This window comes from Kitasatospora sp. NPDC052896, from assembly GCF_044547075.1.
Taxonomy (GTDB): domain Bacteria; phylum Actinomycetota; class Actinomycetes; order Streptomycetales; family Streptomycetaceae; genus Kitasatospora.
The window spans coordinates 304,066-320,512 of record NZ_JBITZU010000003.1 but is presented as its reverse complement, the minus strand read 5'-3'; the positions used below and the strand labels follow the sequence as shown (position 1 = coordinate 320,512).

General features: G+C 73.0%; 14 protein-coding genes. 7 read left to right on the top strand and 7 right to left on the bottom strand.

Translation table 11 applies throughout. The features are described 5' to 3' along the window. The first annotated feature begins 53 nt into the window (after positions 1-53). Positions 54-839 (top strand): SGNH/GDSL hydrolase family protein, encoded by a 786-nt coding sequence (locus ACIGXM_RS10110; RefSeq protein ID WP_396558863.1) that lies wholly within the window; start codon positions 54-56, stop codon positions 837-839. Positions 840-938: 99 nt separating this feature from the next. Here the strand turns inward: ACIGXM_RS10110 and ACIGXM_RS10105 are convergent, their stop codons facing one another. Continuing rightward, a complete protein-coding gene (locus tag ACIGXM_RS10105) occupies positions 939-1,217 on the bottom strand; it encodes a DUF4190 domain-containing protein (RefSeq protein ID WP_396558861.1) in 279 nt (92 codons plus the stop codon). Positions 1,218-1,278: 61 nt separating this feature from the next. Then, positions 1,279-1,434, bottom strand: a complete 156-nt coding sequence (locus ACIGXM_RS10100) for a hypothetical protein (RefSeq protein WP_396558860.1) — start codon at positions 1,432-1,434, stop codon at positions 1,279-1,281. A 140-nt stretch (positions 1,435-1,574) separates the two neighbouring features. Between ACIGXM_RS10100 and ACIGXM_RS10095 the strand changes: the two genes are divergently transcribed. Then, positions 1,575-2,234 carry a TetR family transcriptional regulator gene (locus ACIGXM_RS10095; RefSeq protein WP_396558859.1) on the top strand — a complete coding sequence of 220 codons (660 nt, stop codon included), beginning with the start codon at positions 1,575-1,577 and terminating at the stop codon, positions 2,232-2,234. Positions 2,235-2,325: 91 nt separating this feature from the next. Here ACIGXM_RS10095 and ACIGXM_RS10090 read toward each other — a convergent pair whose 3' ends face one another. The 4 genes from ACIGXM_RS10090 to ACIGXM_RS10075 form a co-directional block, all read right to left on the bottom strand. Then, a complete protein-coding gene (locus ACIGXM_RS10090; RefSeq protein WP_396558857.1) occupies positions 2,326-2,979 on the bottom strand; it encodes a DUF4360 domain-containing protein in 654 nt (217 codons plus the stop codon). A gap of 837 nt (positions 2,980-3,816) precedes the next feature. Further along, positions 3,817-5,181: an amidase gene (locus ACIGXM_RS10085; protein ID WP_396558855.1), complete on the bottom strand. Its 1,365-nt coding sequence runs from the start codon at positions 5,179-5,181 to the stop codon at positions 3,817-3,819. A gap of 244 nt (positions 5,182-5,425) precedes the next feature. Beyond that, positions 5,426-6,313: a 4Fe-4S domain-containing protein gene (locus ACIGXM_RS10080; RefSeq protein ID WP_396558853.1), complete on the bottom strand. Its 888-nt coding sequence runs from the start codon at positions 6,311-6,313 to the stop codon at positions 5,426-5,428. 252 nt (positions 6,314-6,565) lie between these two features. Continuing rightward, the gene (locus tag ACIGXM_RS10075; RefSeq protein WP_396558851.1) at positions 6,566-8,194 is read right to left on the bottom strand and encodes an MFS transporter; all 1,629 of its coding nucleotides are present in this window, start codon (positions 8,192-8,194) and stop codon (positions 6,566-6,568) included. Between the two features lie 115 nt (positions 8,195-8,309). Between ACIGXM_RS10075 and ACIGXM_RS10070 the strand changes: the two genes are divergently transcribed. The 3 genes from ACIGXM_RS10070 (at position 8,310) to ACIGXM_RS10060 (ending at position 12,615) form a co-directional block, all read left to right on the top strand. After that, positions 8,310-9,209: a helix-turn-helix transcriptional regulator gene (locus ACIGXM_RS10070; protein ID WP_396558849.1), complete on the top strand. Its 900-nt coding sequence runs from the start codon at positions 8,310-8,312 to the stop codon at positions 9,207-9,209. A 107-nt stretch (positions 9,210-9,316) separates the two neighbouring features. After that, positions 9,317-9,859 carry a GNAT family N-acetyltransferase gene (locus ACIGXM_RS10065; RefSeq protein WP_396558847.1) on the top strand — a complete coding sequence of 181 codons (543 nt, stop codon included), beginning with the start codon at positions 9,317-9,319 and terminating at the stop codon, positions 9,857-9,859. A 452-nt stretch (positions 9,860-10,311) separates the two neighbouring features. Then, on the top strand, positions 10,312-12,615 hold the full coding sequence (locus tag ACIGXM_RS10060; protein WP_396558845.1) for a HelD family protein: 2,304 nt from the start codon (positions 10,312-10,314) through the stop codon (positions 12,613-12,615). Positions 12,616-12,704: 89 nt separating this feature from the next. Here the strand turns inward: ACIGXM_RS10060 and ACIGXM_RS10055 are convergent, their stop codons facing one another. Beyond that, positions 12,705-13,802 (bottom strand): DUF5937 family protein, encoded by a 1,098-nt coding sequence (locus tag ACIGXM_RS10055; RefSeq protein ID WP_396558843.1) that lies wholly within the window; start codon positions 13,800-13,802, stop codon positions 12,705-12,707. Positions 13,803-13,948: 146 nt separating this feature from the next. On the opposite strand from ACIGXM_RS10055, the gene ACIGXM_RS10050 reads away from it, so the two are divergent. After that, positions 13,949-15,226, top strand: coding sequence for an MFS transporter (locus ACIGXM_RS10050; RefSeq protein WP_396558841.1), 1,278 nt, complete (start codon positions 13,949-13,951; stop codon positions 15,224-15,226). A 123-nt stretch (positions 15,227-15,349) separates the two neighbouring features. After that, positions 15,350-16,111 carry an ArsR/SmtB family transcription factor gene (locus ACIGXM_RS10045; RefSeq protein ID WP_396559168.1) on the top strand — a complete coding sequence of 254 codons (762 nt, stop codon included), beginning with the start codon at positions 15,350-15,352 and terminating at the stop codon, positions 16,109-16,111. Positions 16,112-16,447: the final 336 nt, after the last annotated feature.

Sequence of the window (16,447 nt, the reverse complement as noted above, 5' to 3'; positions counted from 1 at the left end):
ACCCGTCACCTACGGTGGCGTAGGTCACTTGAGAAGGTGAACTATTTCGTTCCATGGCTGACCTACTGGAGACCTCTGACCTCATCACCTCCTACGTGGCCCTCGGGGACAGTTTCACCGAAGGCCTGAACGACCCCAACCCGGACGGCACGTTCGGCGGTTGGGCCGACCGGCTGGCCGGGATGCTCGCCGAGGGGCAGCACGAGGGCACGTTCCGCTACGCCAACCTCGCGGTCCGCGGACGGCTGCTGGACCAGATCGTCAGCGAGCAGGTCCCGCAGGTCCGCCGGATCGCCCCCGACCTGGTGACCTTCTGCGCGGGCGGCAACGACATCCTGCGCCCGGGCAGCGACCCGGACGAGGTCGCCGAGCGGTTCGAGGCCGCGGTCGTGGAACTGCGCGGGGCGGCCGGGCGGGTGCTGATCTGCACCGGGTTCGACACCCGGGACGTGCCGGTGCTGCGCCACCTGCGCGGCAAGATCGCCACCTACAACGTCCACCTGCGCGCGATCGCCGACCGCAACGACTGCGCGGTGGCCGACCTCTGGTCGCTGCGGACGCTGCGGAGCCGCCCGGCCTGGAGCGAGGACCGGCTGCACCTCTCGGCCGAGGGGCACCAGCGGGTCGCGCTGCTCGCCGCCCGGGCGCTGGGACTGCCGACCTCCGACGACCCGGCCGCGCCGTGGCCGGACGAGGCCGCCCACACCCCGGCCGAGCAGCGACGGGAGAACCTGGCCTGGGCGCGCGACTACCTGCTGCCCTGGGTGGGGCGGCGACTGCGCGGCGAGTCCTCGGGGGACAACGTCGAGGCGAAGCGGCCCGAGCTGCTGCCGCTCTGACGCGGTGCCCGGCGGGCCGGAACGGCGTGCTGCCCGGAGCGACGACGGTCGCTCCGGGCAGCACGAACTCCTCTTTCCTGAAAGTGGCCTGACGTCACATCAGTGACCGAACCGCCAGATCATTCCGTGACTGGAGACCACGGTCGCGGCCAGCACGACCAGATCCGCCACGCCGAGGGCCAGCCCGAGCAGGGCCCGGCCGCGCCGGCCGGTGCCCCGGGCCAGCGCCAGCGAGCCGAGTACCAGGGCCAGCGGCCCGAGCACGAGGTTGAAGAGCAGCAGGCCGATCAGACCCAGCACGAACGAGGCGACAGCCATCCCGTCCGCCTCCTGGGCCCGTGCGGGGAGCGGCTGCCGAGTGGGCGTCAGGGCGTTCATCCGAGGCTTTCCTCTCCTTGCGGGTGCGGTACTTCGACGGCGGGAGCCTTCGCGGCACGGCTCAGCGGCGGCGCAGCCGGGCCAGGCCCTCGCGTGCCCCGAAGAGCAGCAGCCAGGCCGAGATGGCCCCGGCGGCGGCCAGGAAGACCGACAGGCTGGTGTGCGCCGCGGCACCCAGCAGGACTGCCATGGCGACGATGGCGACGAGGAAGGACATCTGCGGGCCTTTCGGGACGGGCCAACGGCGGGGCGACTACTGGGCCGAAGTCGGGGGACGAGCAGTTCGGCTAACAACTGTTCGCTGACTTCTCCACTCTACGCTGGTCAAAGTCGGCAAACAGTTGTTTACTGAATGACGTGAGTCACACTTCCTCCCCCACCCCGGCCAGCGGCCCCACCCCTGGCACCCGGCAGGCCCAGAAGGAGCAGAGCCGCCGCGCCCTGCTGGACGCGGGCCTGCGGCTGCTCGAGCACCAGAACCTCAGCAGCCTCGGGGTGCGTGAGGTGACCCGGGCCGCCGGCCTCTCCCCCGCCGGCTTCTACCGGCACTTCCGCGACCTGGACGAGCTCGGCGTGGTCCTGGTGGGCGAGTCGCTGCGGAGCCTGCACGAGATGATCCGCTCGGTGCTCGCCGGGGAGGGCGAGGCGGCGGAACTGATCGACCGCAGCATCGAAGTGATCGCCGCTCACGTACGGGAGCACCGCTCTCACATTCGCTTCCTGGCCCGCGAGCGACACGGCGGCGTCCAACCCGTACGGGCGGCCATCACCGCGGAGCTCGACGTCTTCACCACCGAGGTGGCGACGGCTCTCGGCACCCAGCCGGCGAGCGGCGACTGGAGCGACTCCGACCTGCGGATGCTGGCCGGACTCTACGTCGAGCACCTGGTCGCCACCGCCGCCGCCTTCCTGGAGGCCCCCACCGACCAGCCGGAGGCAGCCCGGCGGATCGCCGACACCGCACGCGACCAGCTGCGACTGATCAGCATCGGCCGCCGCCACTGGACTCGCGGCTGAGCCGGGGCCGGAACGGGCGAGGCGGATCGCGGCTCGCCGGTCGACGAGTCGCGATCCGCCCGGGGATCCGTCACCTCACCTGCCCCGCGGGTCAGTGCGGGCAGGTCTCCCACGCCAGGTGGTAGATGGTGGTCAGACTGCCGTCGATCGAGTCCATGGTCATGAAGCTGGTGGTGCTGCTCGGGTCGGAGCTGCCGGCATTCACGATCAGTTGGGTGTTGATGTTCAGGTTGCGGGTCTCCCCACAGGGCGCGAAGACCAGCGAGGCGACACCCGTGGTGTCGGTGGCCTGCCAGTCGTCGTCCAGCGGGCCGGCGAAGGAGTGCGAGGCGGTGGCGGTCTGCGGCTGGCCCTGGAAGTAGTAGTTGGCCCGCTCGACGCCGGTCGCGCCGCTCGCCAGCGAGGCGTAACCCCGGTAGTCGGCCTCGGCGACGGCGTAGGTGAAGCCCTGCGGGGCGTTCACCTGGACGTCCAGCTGACAGTTCTTGCGGAAGTCGGTGGGCAGCGCGCCCACGCCGACCTGGGCGAGGTAGTTGCTGTAGGTCACGGTGAAGGCGGTGTCGTCCGGTGACACGGCGACCGCGGCGGTCCCGACCGGACAGCCGGATCCGTTGACGCTGACCAGGCCGACGGTGAAGCCGCCGGGCGGGGTGTCGTCGGCGGGCTGCGCGGAGGCGGTGCTGCTCAGGCCCGATGCGGCGAGCAGGGCCGCGGCGGCACCGGCGACTGCCAGAGTGCGGAGCATGTGGGTTTCCCTTCGGGGGGATGACAGGGCCTCGGCTCGGCCAGCTTTTGGCGGGTTCATGACAATCACGCGACTGGGAGCGCCGAGGGGGGCCACACTAGGCCCAGCGCGCTGCCGTGGGCAGTGTCACTTCCGGCCATTGCGACGACCGAGGAGAACCCTTGGCCGTCCTACTGGTACAGACCTCTTGCGGGCCGGACCCGGGCCCGCAAGACTCCCCCGTAGTCGCCCGGTCCGAGCCGGGCCCCCGCCGACCAGACGTCAGTCGGCAGCACACACCACGCACCACCCCCAGGAGTTCAGCACCGAGCGAAGGAGCGAGCGGATGCGCAAGCGTTGGAGAGTCCTGGCCGAGGCGGCACCGACGGGCAGGGTGCCGGGCCTCGGAGTGGCCGTCCCCGCCCCCACCGTGCCTCCCGGCCCCCGGCTGACGCACGGCTGAGCACCGTACGGATCCCGGCCGGTCGCAGCCGGCCGGCTCGGGGTCCCCGCACGGCGGCGGGTCCCCGCACGGCGGCGGGTCCGTCGGGCGGGCCGGGGCGGGCCGGCCCCACCCGCCCGGCGCCTGCTCCACATCCGCGCCTGACGCACCGCACCCCACTCCGGCCACGGGTCCCGCGGGAAACGGGCCGACACCAGGTGCGGGAAGGGCGGAATGCTCGACGCCACCCACAGCTGCCAGAGATCGCCAACTCACCTGGCACCATGGGTGGTTCGGCCACGGCGCAGGCCGGTTCACCGATCAGCGGCGCGGCCGGCTCCGGCGCCCGCACCACCTCGGGGGAAGAAGCGCCACGTCCGCTTTGGCCAGGCCACCGGGCAACACTTCGCCGCCCGTCAGGCTCCGCCACCGGTCAGTGGGACCGGGCGGGGCCAGGAGCGGCGGGGTTCGAGGGTGGCGGCGAGGCGGAGCAGGCGTTCCTCACCACCGGGCGGGGCCACCAGCTGGACGGAGAGCGGGACGCCCTGGCGGGGGTGCTCGCCGGCGGGGAGGACCAACGCCGGCCAGCCGGCCAGGTTCCAGGGGTGACTGAACGGCGCGTAGCGGATGTTGGAGACCAGGTTGGCGCCCCAGCCGCGGGTGTGCCAGGCCACCGCGGGCGGCGCGGTGCGCGCCAGGCTGGGGGTGACCAGCACGTCGTGCTGGGCGAAGAACTCGGCCAACCGCTCCTGCCAGCGCAGCCGTTCGCGTTCCCGGACCAGCCCGGCACGGGCGACCAGCCGGCCGACGGCGATGTGCCGACGGGTCGGAGCGGTGAGCAGCCGGGCGTCCAGGGTGGCCGCGTCGGCCGCCGGGCCGGCCAGCCAACGGGCCACCGAGGCCGCGCCCAGCCAGGCCGGGTACGGCGGTTCGGCCCGGGTCACCCGATGTCCGGCGTCGGCCAGCAGGCGTCCGGTGGCGCGCACCGCGGCGACGTACGCCGGGTCGACGGCCAGGCCCGGGGTCGGGCAGTTGCCGGAGAGCGCGATCCGCAGGCCGTCGTGCGGACCTGACTCGTCCGCCGGGTCGAGGCCGGCCAGCACCCGGTACAGCAGCCGGGCGTCCGCGGCGGTGGCGGCGATCGGTCCGTTCTCGGTCATCCCGAACCAGCCGTCCACCCCCACCTCGGCCGGCACCGCGCCCCGGCCCGGCTTCAGGCCGAGTACCCCGCAGTTGGCGGACGGGATCCGGATCGAGCCCATGCCGTCGTTGCCCACCGCGATCGGCACCATCCCGGCCGCGACCGCCGCCGCGCTGCCGCCCGACGAGCCGCCCGCGCTGCGGGCGAGGTTCCAGGGGTTGCGGGTGATGCCGTAGACGCTGTCGGTGGTGCCGAAGACGCAGAGCTCCGGCACGTTGGTCAGGCCGACCAGAACCGCGCCCGCCGCCCGCAGGCGCTGGACGGTGGGGTGGTCCGCGGCGGCCGGGCGGTCCGAGGTGGCGGCGGAGCCGTTGCGGTTCGCCTCGCCGGTGATCGCCAGGTTGTCCTTGACCGCCACCGGGACGCCGGCCAGCGGCAGCCGCTCCAGGTCGCGACGGTCGACGAGGGCGGCCGCCTCGGCGAGCGCGCGGTCGGCGGTGACGGTCCGGAACGCGCCCACCCGGCGGTCGAGTGCGGCGATCCGGGCGAGATGCTCGGCGACCACCTCGGACGCCGTCACTTCGCCGGCCCGCACGGCCACCGCGATCTCCCCGGCACTCCGCCCGACCCAGTCCGCCATCGGTCCCACCCCTCGCTCAGTACCTGATCCCGCCACCTGACTCGCCGCCAACGGCCGTCGGAGCCTAGCGGGTTCCGCCGTCACCTTCGAGTGCCCAGGGCCCGCCGCCCCTCGTACCACGGCGGTGGGTCGCGGTCCGATCTGCCGCGTTCGCCCGATCCACCCGGGGTGAGCACGATCCGGTTCGACTCGGCGGGGTCCCGGCCCGACTCGGCGATCGTGCGCAGCGGCGGAGCGGGGTGGGTCACCAGCGCACCGCGGTGAAGTCGATCGGTCGGGGTGAGAGTTCTCCGGTGCGGCGGGCCAGATCGTGCATCCGACCGGCGAACTCGTCGGCAGGCAGCCGCCTGCGGTCGCCGTGGCCGGGCAGCAGCCACTCGAAGCGCACCCGTGGCGCCGTACGGACCAGCGATGCGGCCAGTTCGGTGATGGAGTACCAGGTGACCGACTCGGCGACGGCGATGTCGCCGGCGCTCCGGGACCAGTAGAAACTGTCACCGCTGAAGCAGTAGGTGTCGTCGGCGAGGTACAGCACGCTGCCCTCGGTGTGTCCGGGCAGCGGGTGCGCGGTCACGCCGTCGGCGATCTCGATCGGTTCGGTGCCCCGCAGAACGCTGTCGGCGTCCGGTGCGGCGGCCAGGTCTCCTTCGTGGATCCACAGGCGGGCGCCGAACCGGTCGGCGTATTCGCGGCCGTGCGCGGCGTGGTCGCGATGGGTGAGCAGCACGTCGGTGATCGGGCCGAGGGCGGCGTACTTCGTGGCCAGGGCGGAACTGAAGCGCGGCGTGTCGATCATCATCAGGTTTCCGGCCGGCCGGCGCAGCAGGTAGGAATTCGCGCCGGCGGTGTGCGGCGAGTTGTGCCCGCACAGGTGCACGTGCTCGGCGAGTCGCAGCGGGAAGGGATCAAGCGCCGGGTGCGGTCCGCGCGCGCCGTGCCGGATCGATCGGGTGGGGCACGCGAACGCCGCGGCGTGCAGCGCCCTTTCCTCCGTGTCGGTGCGCGGCTGGCGGATCACCGAGGAGCGACCGGCGACCTCGGCGATCAGTTCCGGCGCGAGCTGCCGGGCGACGTCGCAGTTGGTGCAGCGGTGATCGACGCGCCAACCGGCCTCGACCGAGTGCTCGTTCATGGTGTGGTCCCTCCGTGCGGCCTGGTCCCGATGGGCTTCTGACTGATTATCACGTGCCACGCCGGAGAACCACTCGGCAAATGCCGTTGACTTTTCCGGAAATCACCGCTCTCGAACGCCTCCTTCGTACCCGGTTGACGATTTCAGAAATGGTTTTCTGCCCGGGCGGCGTACTCGGCCGCCGTTTGCCGGGAGGGCCGTTGTCGTGACGCGCTCACGCGATGCTCCGGCCGTGGACCGTGACCTCGCCGGTCAGGGCCGGTGCGGGGACGGCGGTGTCCTGGCCGCGGAGGCGCGGGGCAGTGCGGTGGCAGTGCGGTGGGGTGCGAGCGCCAGGTAGGTGAGGACCGCGCCGAGCGTGGACAGGGCCGCGAGCATGAAGCCGAGGGTGTGGAAGGCGCTGGTGAAGCCTGCGGCCAGGGCCGCGTGCTGTGCTCCGGCGACCTGCCCCTGGACGGCCTGCCCGGCGATGCGGGTCGCCGACTCGGAGGAGAGGCCGCTGCCGCTCAACCGGGCGGCGGTGAGCCTGGTGAGCAGGGCTGCGGCGCCGGCGACGGCGACGGACTCGCCGGTGACCCGCATCGTGTTGAAGATTCCCGCTGCGGCTCCGGCGTTCTCGACCGGGACGGTGCTGACGGCGGCGTTGTCCATGACCCCGAACGCCAGACCCACCCCGGCGCCGAAGGGCAGCAGCGGAAGCACCAGCGCCAGCCATGATCCGTTGCTGCCCAGGGTTGCCAGGAGCAGGGCGCCGGCCACGATCAGCACGGAAGCACCGGTCAGCACCGCTCGCACGGAGGTGCGCGCGGCCAACTGGCCGGCGGCGAGCGGCAGGAGCAGGACCGGGGCGGTCATCGGCAGCAGGAGCAGGCCACTGGTCAGGACGGTGCGGTCGGCGACGCCCTGGAGGTAGGCGGGCAGGTAGACCAGCAGGACGACGAAGCCGAGGGTGACCGTGAAGGGCTGGCAGACCACCGCGACGAACTCGGGCCTGCGGAACAGGCGGACGTCGAACATCGCGCGGTCGGCCAGACGGATCTCCACCGCGACGAACAGCGCGACCAGCGCCACGGCCGCGGCGAGCGGCAGCAGGGTGCCGGGCGCGCTCCACCCCGCCGCTCCGGCCCGTACGAAGGCGAAGGACAGACAGGCCAGCCCGGTGGTGAAGGTGAGCAGCCCGGCCACGTCGAGGGCGGGCTGCTCGGGGTTGCGGGATTCCGGAGCCCGGGTCGCGCACAGCCACGCGGGTACGGACACGGCCGCGGCCAGGAGGAACACCGACCGCCACCCGGCGGCTTCGACCAGGGCCCCGGCGACCAGCGGTCCGATCGCCAGGCCCGTGCCGAAGGAGGTGCCGAGGATCCCGAAGGCCAACTGCCGCTGCCGCCCGGAGGTGGAGTGTGCCAGCACGGCGGCGCCCGAGGCCAGCACGGCCGCCGCCCCGCATCCCTGGAACACCCTGGCCGCATCGGCCACGGCCATCGAAGGCGACAGCGCGACCAGCAGGGACATCCCGCCGACCAGCGCGATGCCGGACAGCAGCACGCGGCGCCTGCCGAGCCGGTCCGCGAGGCCGCCGGCCGCGAGCGGCAGCGCGGCGAAGGTGATGTTGAAGGCGTTCAGCATCCACTGCGCGCTGCCGACCGAGGAGCCCAAGTGTGCCGCCATGCTCGGCAGGGCCACCGCGGCCCCGGTCACGCAGAACGGCAGCATCATGCTGGCGGACGCGACCGCGACCACCGTGAGCCAGTAGCCGCGCCCGCCGCCGTACCCGGGTCGGGTCGGGGCCGGTACGAGCGACGGGTCGGCTCCGGGGCCGCCCGCGCCACGAGTGCGATCCGGAGCGGGCCGACGTGAGCCGTCGAGGGAGGAGGTGGACATGCCCTCGATCCTTCGCGAGGGCCGCCGGTGGATGAAGGGACCGCGGTTCCCTGGGACTGCCAGGACCACCTTCCGGCCCACCGCGCCCGCGGCCACGCCCCCCATACTGAGGCCCATGGCCAACACGAACGCGATCGCCAACAGCCTCGGTGACTACCTCCGGGCCCGGCGAGCCCTGTTGTCACCCGCGGACGTGGGCCTACCAGCGACCGGCCGCCGCCGCGTGCCCGGCCTGCGCCGCGAGGAGGTCGCCGAACTGGTCGGGCTCAGCACCGACTACTACGTACGCCTGGAGCAGGGGCGCGCCGACCGCCCTTCCGACGAGGTCCTCGAGGCACTCAGCAGGGCGCTGCGACTCGGGTCCGCCGAGCGCGCCCATCTGTACGACCTGGCCCGACCACCCCGCCGCACCACGGCGACGGCCGCGACCTCCGGACGCGGCGACGCGCTGCGCTCCACCCTGCGGCAGGTCGTCGAGGCCATCCCGACCACCCCAGCCGTGATCATGAACGATCGCAACGACGTGCTCGCCTGGAACCGACTGGCAGCCGCGCTGATCGCCGACTTCCCCAACCTCGCGCCACGCGAGCGGAACATGGCCCGCCGGATCTTCCTGGACCCGGACGCGCGACGGATCCACCTCGACTGGGACGAGGCGGCGCGCACCACGGTCGGCATACTGCGGATGGCCGCCGGACGCCACCCGCACGACCCGGAACTCGTGCGCCTGGTCGGCGAACTGTCACTGGGCAGCAAGGCCTTCCGTGGGCTGTGGGCCAGCCACCACGTTCACGAGAAGACCCACGGGCCCAAGCGCTTCCGGCACCCCACCGTCGGAGACGTGACGCTCGACTACGAGACCTTTCAGGTTCCCGGCGCCGCCCACCACCTGCTCGTCATCTACACGGCCCCGCCCGGAAGCCCTGCCGAGGAGGCACTGAACTTCCTCGGCAGCTTCACCGCCTCCGGTGCGGCGTCCCCCGCCCGCCCGCACGCGAGGACCGAACGGAGCTGACCCGAGCCGACCGGTACGGCTCGCTCCGCGCCGTGCCCTCCGAGGGCGTGCGTCGGAAGTGCCTGGTGAGGATGGCGGATGTCCCGTTCGCGCTCCAGAATGACTGGATGGTCACGCTTGAGACTCCCCGTTTGATCCTGCGTCGCTGGCGCGAGGAGGACGTCGCGCCCATGGCTGCCGTCAATGCCGACCCCGAGGTCATGCGGTGGATCCGTGACGGCAGCGTCCGTGACGAACAGCAGACTCGCGCCGGGGTCGAGGCGTGGGAGAGCGAGTGGGAGTCACAGGGCTTCGGCCTGTTCGCCGTGGAGATCCGGTCCACTGGCGAGCTGGCCGGGTTCACCGGCCTTTCGGTGCCCAACTTCTTGCCGGAGGTACTGCCGGCGGTTGAGGTCGGCTGGCGGCTGGGACGTTCCCACTGGGGGCAGGGCTTGGCCACCGAGGCCGCTGCGGCCGCTGTACGGTTCGGGTTCGAAGAGCGAGGGCTGGCACGGATCATCAGCATCACTCAAGTGGGCAACGACGCCTCCGAACGGATCATGACCAAGCTGGGGATGCATCCGGTCCGTGAGACCGTCAATCCCACCGGCGGTCGGCGAGTACGGGTGTTCGAGTTGTCGTCGGACCAGTACGTCACAGCCACTCGTTGATGGCGGCGACGAGGGCGGCGGCGCCAACAACGTGATGGCCCACGACGACCAACGGAGAACGTTCGAGGCGGCCCTGCCGAGGAGAGCGGGGGATCTGCTCGTTCCGTGACTGCGGCAGGGGCGCGAGAAAGGGAGCCCGACAGGGGAGAAAGGGGAGAAAGGGGAGAAGGAGAGTACCCACTCCCCTCCACTCTCAACTTATATCCCACCGGGGGGCTTGCGGCAAGGCCCCGGTCATGCCGCAGAATCGTCGGCCGAGGTCGGAAACCCGCGGAAACGAGAGTCGCGGAATGCGTGTTCCGTTGTCGACGTACGGGTCGCACGGAAACGTCGATCCGCCCTCAACTGCTCGATCAGTCAAGAGTCCCGAGCCAATGGAGCTAGCCTTGGTCCCCACCCCGTCGTCCTCGTCCGAACTCGATTCGGTCGTCAGTTCCGGAGCCGGAAACGGAGTGAACCCGGACGACGACAACGCTCAGCCCTCCGACGACTGGCGGAGCAGGGAGCTGCGGGCGGAGAACGCGTACGTCGGTGAGCTGTACGACCGCCTCGAGACCCAGCGCGAAATCGCGACGGCTCGGCTGCGCGAGACCCATCTCCAGGACAGGGGCGGAACGCTCCAGTCCCGCATGGAACGCGACACGATGGAGATCCACCACACCCGCCGGCTGTCGGAACTGCACGCCGCCGAGTACGGGCTCTGCTTCGGCCGGATCGAAAGCGCCGACGGCGAGCGGCGGTACATCGGCCGGATCGCCCTGGCGGACGACGACCACGAGCCGCTCCTCACCGACTGGCGGGCGCCGGCGGCGGAGCCGTTCTACCGGGCGACGCCCGCCGTGCCCGGCGGCGTGGCGGGACGACGACACCTGCGGAGCAAGGGCCGGACCATCGTCGACTTCGACGACGACGCCTTCGGCCTGGGTGCCCTGGAGGGCCGGGACCGCTCCGAGCTCAGCGGGGAGACCGCCCTGCTCGCCTCGCTGACGGCGACCCGGACCGGGCGGATGGGCGACATCGTCTCCACCATCCAGGCCGAGCAGGACCGGGTCATCCGCTCCGAGCTCGGCGGCGTACTGGTCGTGCAGGGTGGTCCGGGGACGGGCAAGACCGTGGTCGCCCTGCACCGCGCCGCGTACCTGCTGTACACCCACCGCGACCGGCTGGCCAAGCGCGGTGTGCTGGTCATCGGGCCGAACACGACGTTCCTGCGCTACATCGACCAGGTGCTCCCCGCGCTCGGCGAGAGCGAGGTCGTGCTGAGCAGCATCGGCGCGCTCTACCCGGGTGTGACCGCGACCGACGCGGAGACGCCCGAGGCAGCCGCCGTCAAGGGCGACGCACGGATGGCGCGGGTGCTCGCCGCCGCGCTGGACGGCCTCCGGCAGCTGCCGGAGGCGTCATGGACCATCACCGTGGGCAGGACGTCGCCCTACCGGGAGGAACTCCACATCAGCCGGGCCCTCTGCGAGCGGGCCCACGCCGCCGCGCGCAGGACCGGTGAACCCCACAACGCGGCCCGACCCGCCCTGGTCGAGCGGCTCTCCTCGGAGCTGGCCCTGCGGATCGCCAGGGACCGGGGCGGGGACATGGACCTGGACGCCGTGGCGGACCTCGCCGACGCGCTCGTCGACGAGCCCGAGTTCCAGGCCCTGGCCGGGAAGTTGTGGCCGCTGCTGAGCCCGGAGCAGTTGCTCACGGCCCTGTTCGGCTCCCCGGAGCTGCTGACGAGGGCCATGCCGGACTTCTCCGAGGCCGAGCGTGCCGCACTACTGCGCCGACAGCCGGGCCGGGACCAGGAGGCCGCCCCCTGGACCACCGCCGACGTCCCGCTGCTCGACGAGGCCGCCGAACTGCTCGGCCCGCTTCCCGGTGGCAGCCCGTCCCACCAGGCCGAAGTCGCCGCCGCGGCCGAGGAGCTGGAGTTCGCGAAGGTCGTCCTCGAGGACTTCGGCGAGGGGCTGGCCGAGATCGACGCGGAGATGCTGACGCGCCAGTACCGCGGCGAGGAGGCGCTCCGCCCGCTGGCCGAGCGCGCGGCCGAGGACCGGACCTGGGGCTTCGGGCACGTGATCGTGGACGAGGCGCAGGAGCTGTCCCCCATGGCCTGGCGGCTGCTGGCCCGCCGCTGTCCCGGCCGTTCCATGACGATCGTGGGCGACCTGGCGCAGACCGGCGCACCGGCCGGACTGAGCTCCTGGAGCGAGGCGCTCGACGAGTACACGGCGGGACGCTGGCGCACGGTGGAACTCACCATCAACTACCGGACCCCGGCCGAGATCATGCGAGTCACCGAGGGCGTCCTGCGGGCGGTGAACCCGGCGCTCACCGCCCCGAGCGCGGTGCGCAGCGGCGGGATCCGTCCGTGGAGCCTGCGGATCCCCGAAGAGGACCGGGGACCGGCACTGCGCGCCGCCGTCAGGAAGGAGATCGCGGCGCTGGACGGCGGCCGGATGGCGATCATCCACGCCCCGGCCTCCCGGGCCGAACTGAGCGACGGGCTGGCCGACTTGGACGGCGTCGCGGTCACTGACGGGCCATCGGCACTGGACTCGCCGGTCGTCCTGATGACAGCCGCCCAGGCCAAGGGGCTTGAGTTCGACGTGGTCCTCGTCGTGGAGCCCACGGAGATCCTCGCGGCGCACACCCACGGCGTGAACGACCTCTATGTCGCGCTGACGCGCGCGACGAAGAGCCTCGGGGTCATCCACAGCCGGGAGCTGCCGGAGATGCTGGAGGGCCTGGACCCCCGCTGACCGCGGGGTGGGTGCGGGTCGAGGACGGACGCGCCGCACACCCTTTCGGTCCTCGGCGAGCCACCACGGCGAGGGACCACGGCCGGAGGTCAGCGGAGCACCGCCTCCAGGAGGTCGCCGCCGAGCCGGGCCGAGCCGGCGAGGTCGAGCTGGTAGAGGACGTACCGCCCGCGGCGGTGGGTGGTGAGCAGTCCGGCCTTGCGCAGGACCGCGAGGTGGCGGGAGACCTCCGGGGCGGTGAGCTCCCAGGCGGCGGCGAGTTCGCCGGTGGTGTGCGGCCCGCGCGCCATCGTGCGGGCGAGCCGGAGCCGGACGGGGTGGGCCAGTGCCTCCAGCCGGCGCTGGACCAGCGCCAACGAGACCGGCTCCGGCGTCCCGTCCTCGGCCACCGGGTACTGCACGACCGGACGCAGGCCGCGGGTGTGCACCACCACCAGGTGCGGGCGACCGAAGGCGGTGGGAAGGAAGGTGACCCCGCCGGCCTCGGTGCCGCTGGTCGCGTTGTCCTGCAGCTTGTCGATCACGATCCGGCGCCGCCCGGGCTCGCTCTCGTCCAGCGTCACCGACGGGGAGACCGCGGCGAGCGCCTCCGGCAGGCCGCGCCGGGCCAGCAGGTCGGCCTTCTGCCGTGCGTCGGACGCGAGTTGGGGCAGCACCCGGTGCCAGGCCGTGGCGAAGAAGGCGTCCGCGCAGTCCTCCAACAGCCGGCGGACCACGGCCCGGACGGCCGGCGGGTCGGCGAGCAGCCGGTCCGCGAAGGCCGCCTGGCGCGGGCCCCGGGCGAGGGCCAGCTCGCGGGCCCGCTGCTGGGTGACGGGATCCGTCAACGGTGAGCCGCCCCGGAAGCCGAGCCGGTCCGAACCGCAGCTGGTGATCAGCGCGGTGGCGACGTAGGACTCGTCGTCCAGCCGGTCCAGGGCGTCCAGCTCCTCGGCGAGGGTGTGGCCGGGCGTGGCTGGGAGCAGGAAGTCGGCACGGGACGAGCGCCAGAGGAAGTCCGCCTCCAACAGCCGGTCGGCGAGGGATGGTTGGAGCATCTCGGTGGTCGAGGCGGCCCAGCCGTGCAGAGCGGGGTGGTGGGCCGGCTCGGCGAGCACGTGCAGCATCGCCGTCAGCTCGGCGAGCGGCGAAAGGGCGAAGCGCACGCGCTCCGCGGGCAGGGCGGTGATGTCGATGGTCAGGCTCACCCGGCTGATCCTGCCAGCCGTCCGGCCGGGCCGGGGCGTGGGTTGACGGCAGTCGTCAATCGACGTGCCCGACCGACCGGTCCGGGCGCAGCGTGACGGCCATGAATCCGGCACCCCTGAATCCGACAGACACGCAGCCGACAGCCATGCAGCCGACAGCGGTGAACCCGACGGTGACGCGGCCGGCGCGACGGCATCCGGTCCGCCCCGGTACGCGAAGGCGGCGCGGGCCGCTCGGCCCGCTGAGCGTCGCGGGCCCGCCGCGGTACGCCGCCGCGCTGCTGGTCGACGCGCTGGGCGCCGGTCTGCTCCGGCCGTTCCTGCTGCTGTACGGCGTGAGCGTGCTCGGACTGCGGCCGGGCGCGGCCGGGTTGGCGATGTCGGCCGGCATGCTGGCCGGTCTGCTGGTGGTGCCACTGACCGGCCGTTGGATCGACCGCGGCGCGCGCGGTTCGGTGGTGGCCGCCACCCTGCTGGTCCGGACCGCCGGCTGCGGCCTGCTGCTGGCGAGTGGCGGGCCGGCCGGCTTCACGGCGGCCGCGGTGCTGCTGGGCGTCGGCAGCCAGTCCTTCCCGACCGCGCACGCGGCGACGGTGGCGGAGCTGACGGTGGGGCGGGCCCGGGACACCGCGCTCGCGGCCGGCCGGGCGCTGCGCAACGCGGGGCTGGGCGCCGGGGCGCTGCTCGCCACCCTCGCCCTGGCCGGCGGGGCCGGCGCGCTGCGGGCACTGGCCGCGCTGACCGCGCTGGCCTGCGCGATGGCCGCGGGCCTGGTCCACTCGCTGCGGGTGACGGCACGTCCGACCGCGGGTCCGGTGGACCGGCACGCTCCGGTCGAGAGCCCCGCCGCCGACCGCGCGCTGCTGCGCCGGATCCGGCTGCTGAGTGCGGCCAACCTCCCGTTCGCGTTCTGCTTCGACGTGCTGGAGGTGGCCCTGCCCGCCCTGCTGGTGACCCGGCTGCACGCCTCACCCGCCTGGTCGTCCGGGATCTTCGTGGGCAACACCGTGATGGTGATCGCCGTCCAGCTGGCGGTGGTGCGCCGACTCGCCGGGCGGGCCCGGCGTGCCGCGTTCGGCTGGGCCGGGGTGCTGCTGGCCGGCTCGTACCTGGGGTTCTGGGCGGCGGGGGCGGCCGGTGGGACGGCGGGCGCGGCGGCCGTGGCGGCGGTCGCGCTGCCGTACACGCTCGGGGAGATCCTCTACACCGGGAGCGGCACCGCGCTGGTGGTGGCCGACGCGCCGCCACGACTGCTGGGGCGGGCGCTGGCCCGCTGGGAGTTCTCCTCCGGGGTCGGGCGCACCCTCGCGCCGGCCACCCTGACCGCGCTGCTGGCGGTCGGGCCAGGAGTGCTCTGGGGTGCGCTGGCCGCCGTCACCCTGCTGGGCGCCGCCGCCGTCGCCCGCTTCGGCCCGGCCTCCTGAGGCCCGGCGCCCGGTCCACGCACGCGGACACTCCGGGCGGCCACTCCGGGCGGCCACCCCGCCCGGATCCCCTCGATTGACACGCAGGTATTTACCTGCATAACGTGAAGTGTGAGCGCAGAGCTGGACAAGGTCTTCAAGGCGCTGGCCGACCAGACCCGCCGCTACCTGCTGGACCTGCTGCACGAGCAGAACGGGCAGACCCTGGGCGAACTGTGCGCACGGCTCGCCATGACGCGGCAGTCGGCGAGCCAGCACCTGGCCGTCCTGGAGGCCGCCGACCTGGTCAGCACCGTGCGGCGGGGCCGGGAGCGGCTGCACTACCTCAACCCGGTGCCGCTCCAGGAGATCGAGGAGCGGTGGATCGACAAGTTCGAACGCCCGCGGCTGCGCGCGCTCAGCGCCGTGGAACAACGAGCGGAGGAAGCCATGGCCGACAGGCCGACGGTCGTCTATGTCAGCTACGTCCAGAGCACCCCGGAGAAGGTCTGGCGGGCACTGACCGACGCCGAGCTGACCGGCCGGTACTGGGGGCACAGCAACGTCTCGGACTGGCAGGTCGGTTCCACCTGGGAGCACCGACGCACGGACGGCAGCGGGATCGCGGACGTGGTCGGGACAGTACTGGAGAGTGAGCCGCCGACCCGCCTGGTGACCAGTTGGTCGGCGCCCGGCGGCGAGGGAGCCACCCCCTCCCGGGTGACCTTCACCGTCGAGCGGTACCACGACATCGTCCGGCTCACGGTGACCCACGAGGACCTGGCCGACGCGACCGAGCGGGCGGACGCGGCCGCCGGCTGGTCGGCGGTGCTGTCCAACCTCAAGACCTTCGTCGAGACCGGGAGGCCGCTCCCGCAGGAACCGTGGCTGGTGCCACGGCACTGACCCAGGGGTGTACCGGGGCGGCTTCGCCGGCCACCCCTATACACCCCTAGTGCGACGCCGTGCCAACGGCCCGGGACCGGCTGGCGCCTGACGCCACATTCGTAAGCTAAGCTCCCGCCTGACACCGCATCCGGATGATCCTTTCAAGGGTCGATCCCGCGTACGGGAATCGCATGTCAGGTACCTGACCATGGGTCTCCATGCCTGCCCTCGGACCGCGCGGCGTCGCCGCAGCACCCCGCCCAACGCACCGAGTCCCCGCCCGGTCCGCTCCCCCGTCGGACCGAGATCGCAGCCAAGGCACCTACATGACACACCGTCAGCTGACTCGAATAG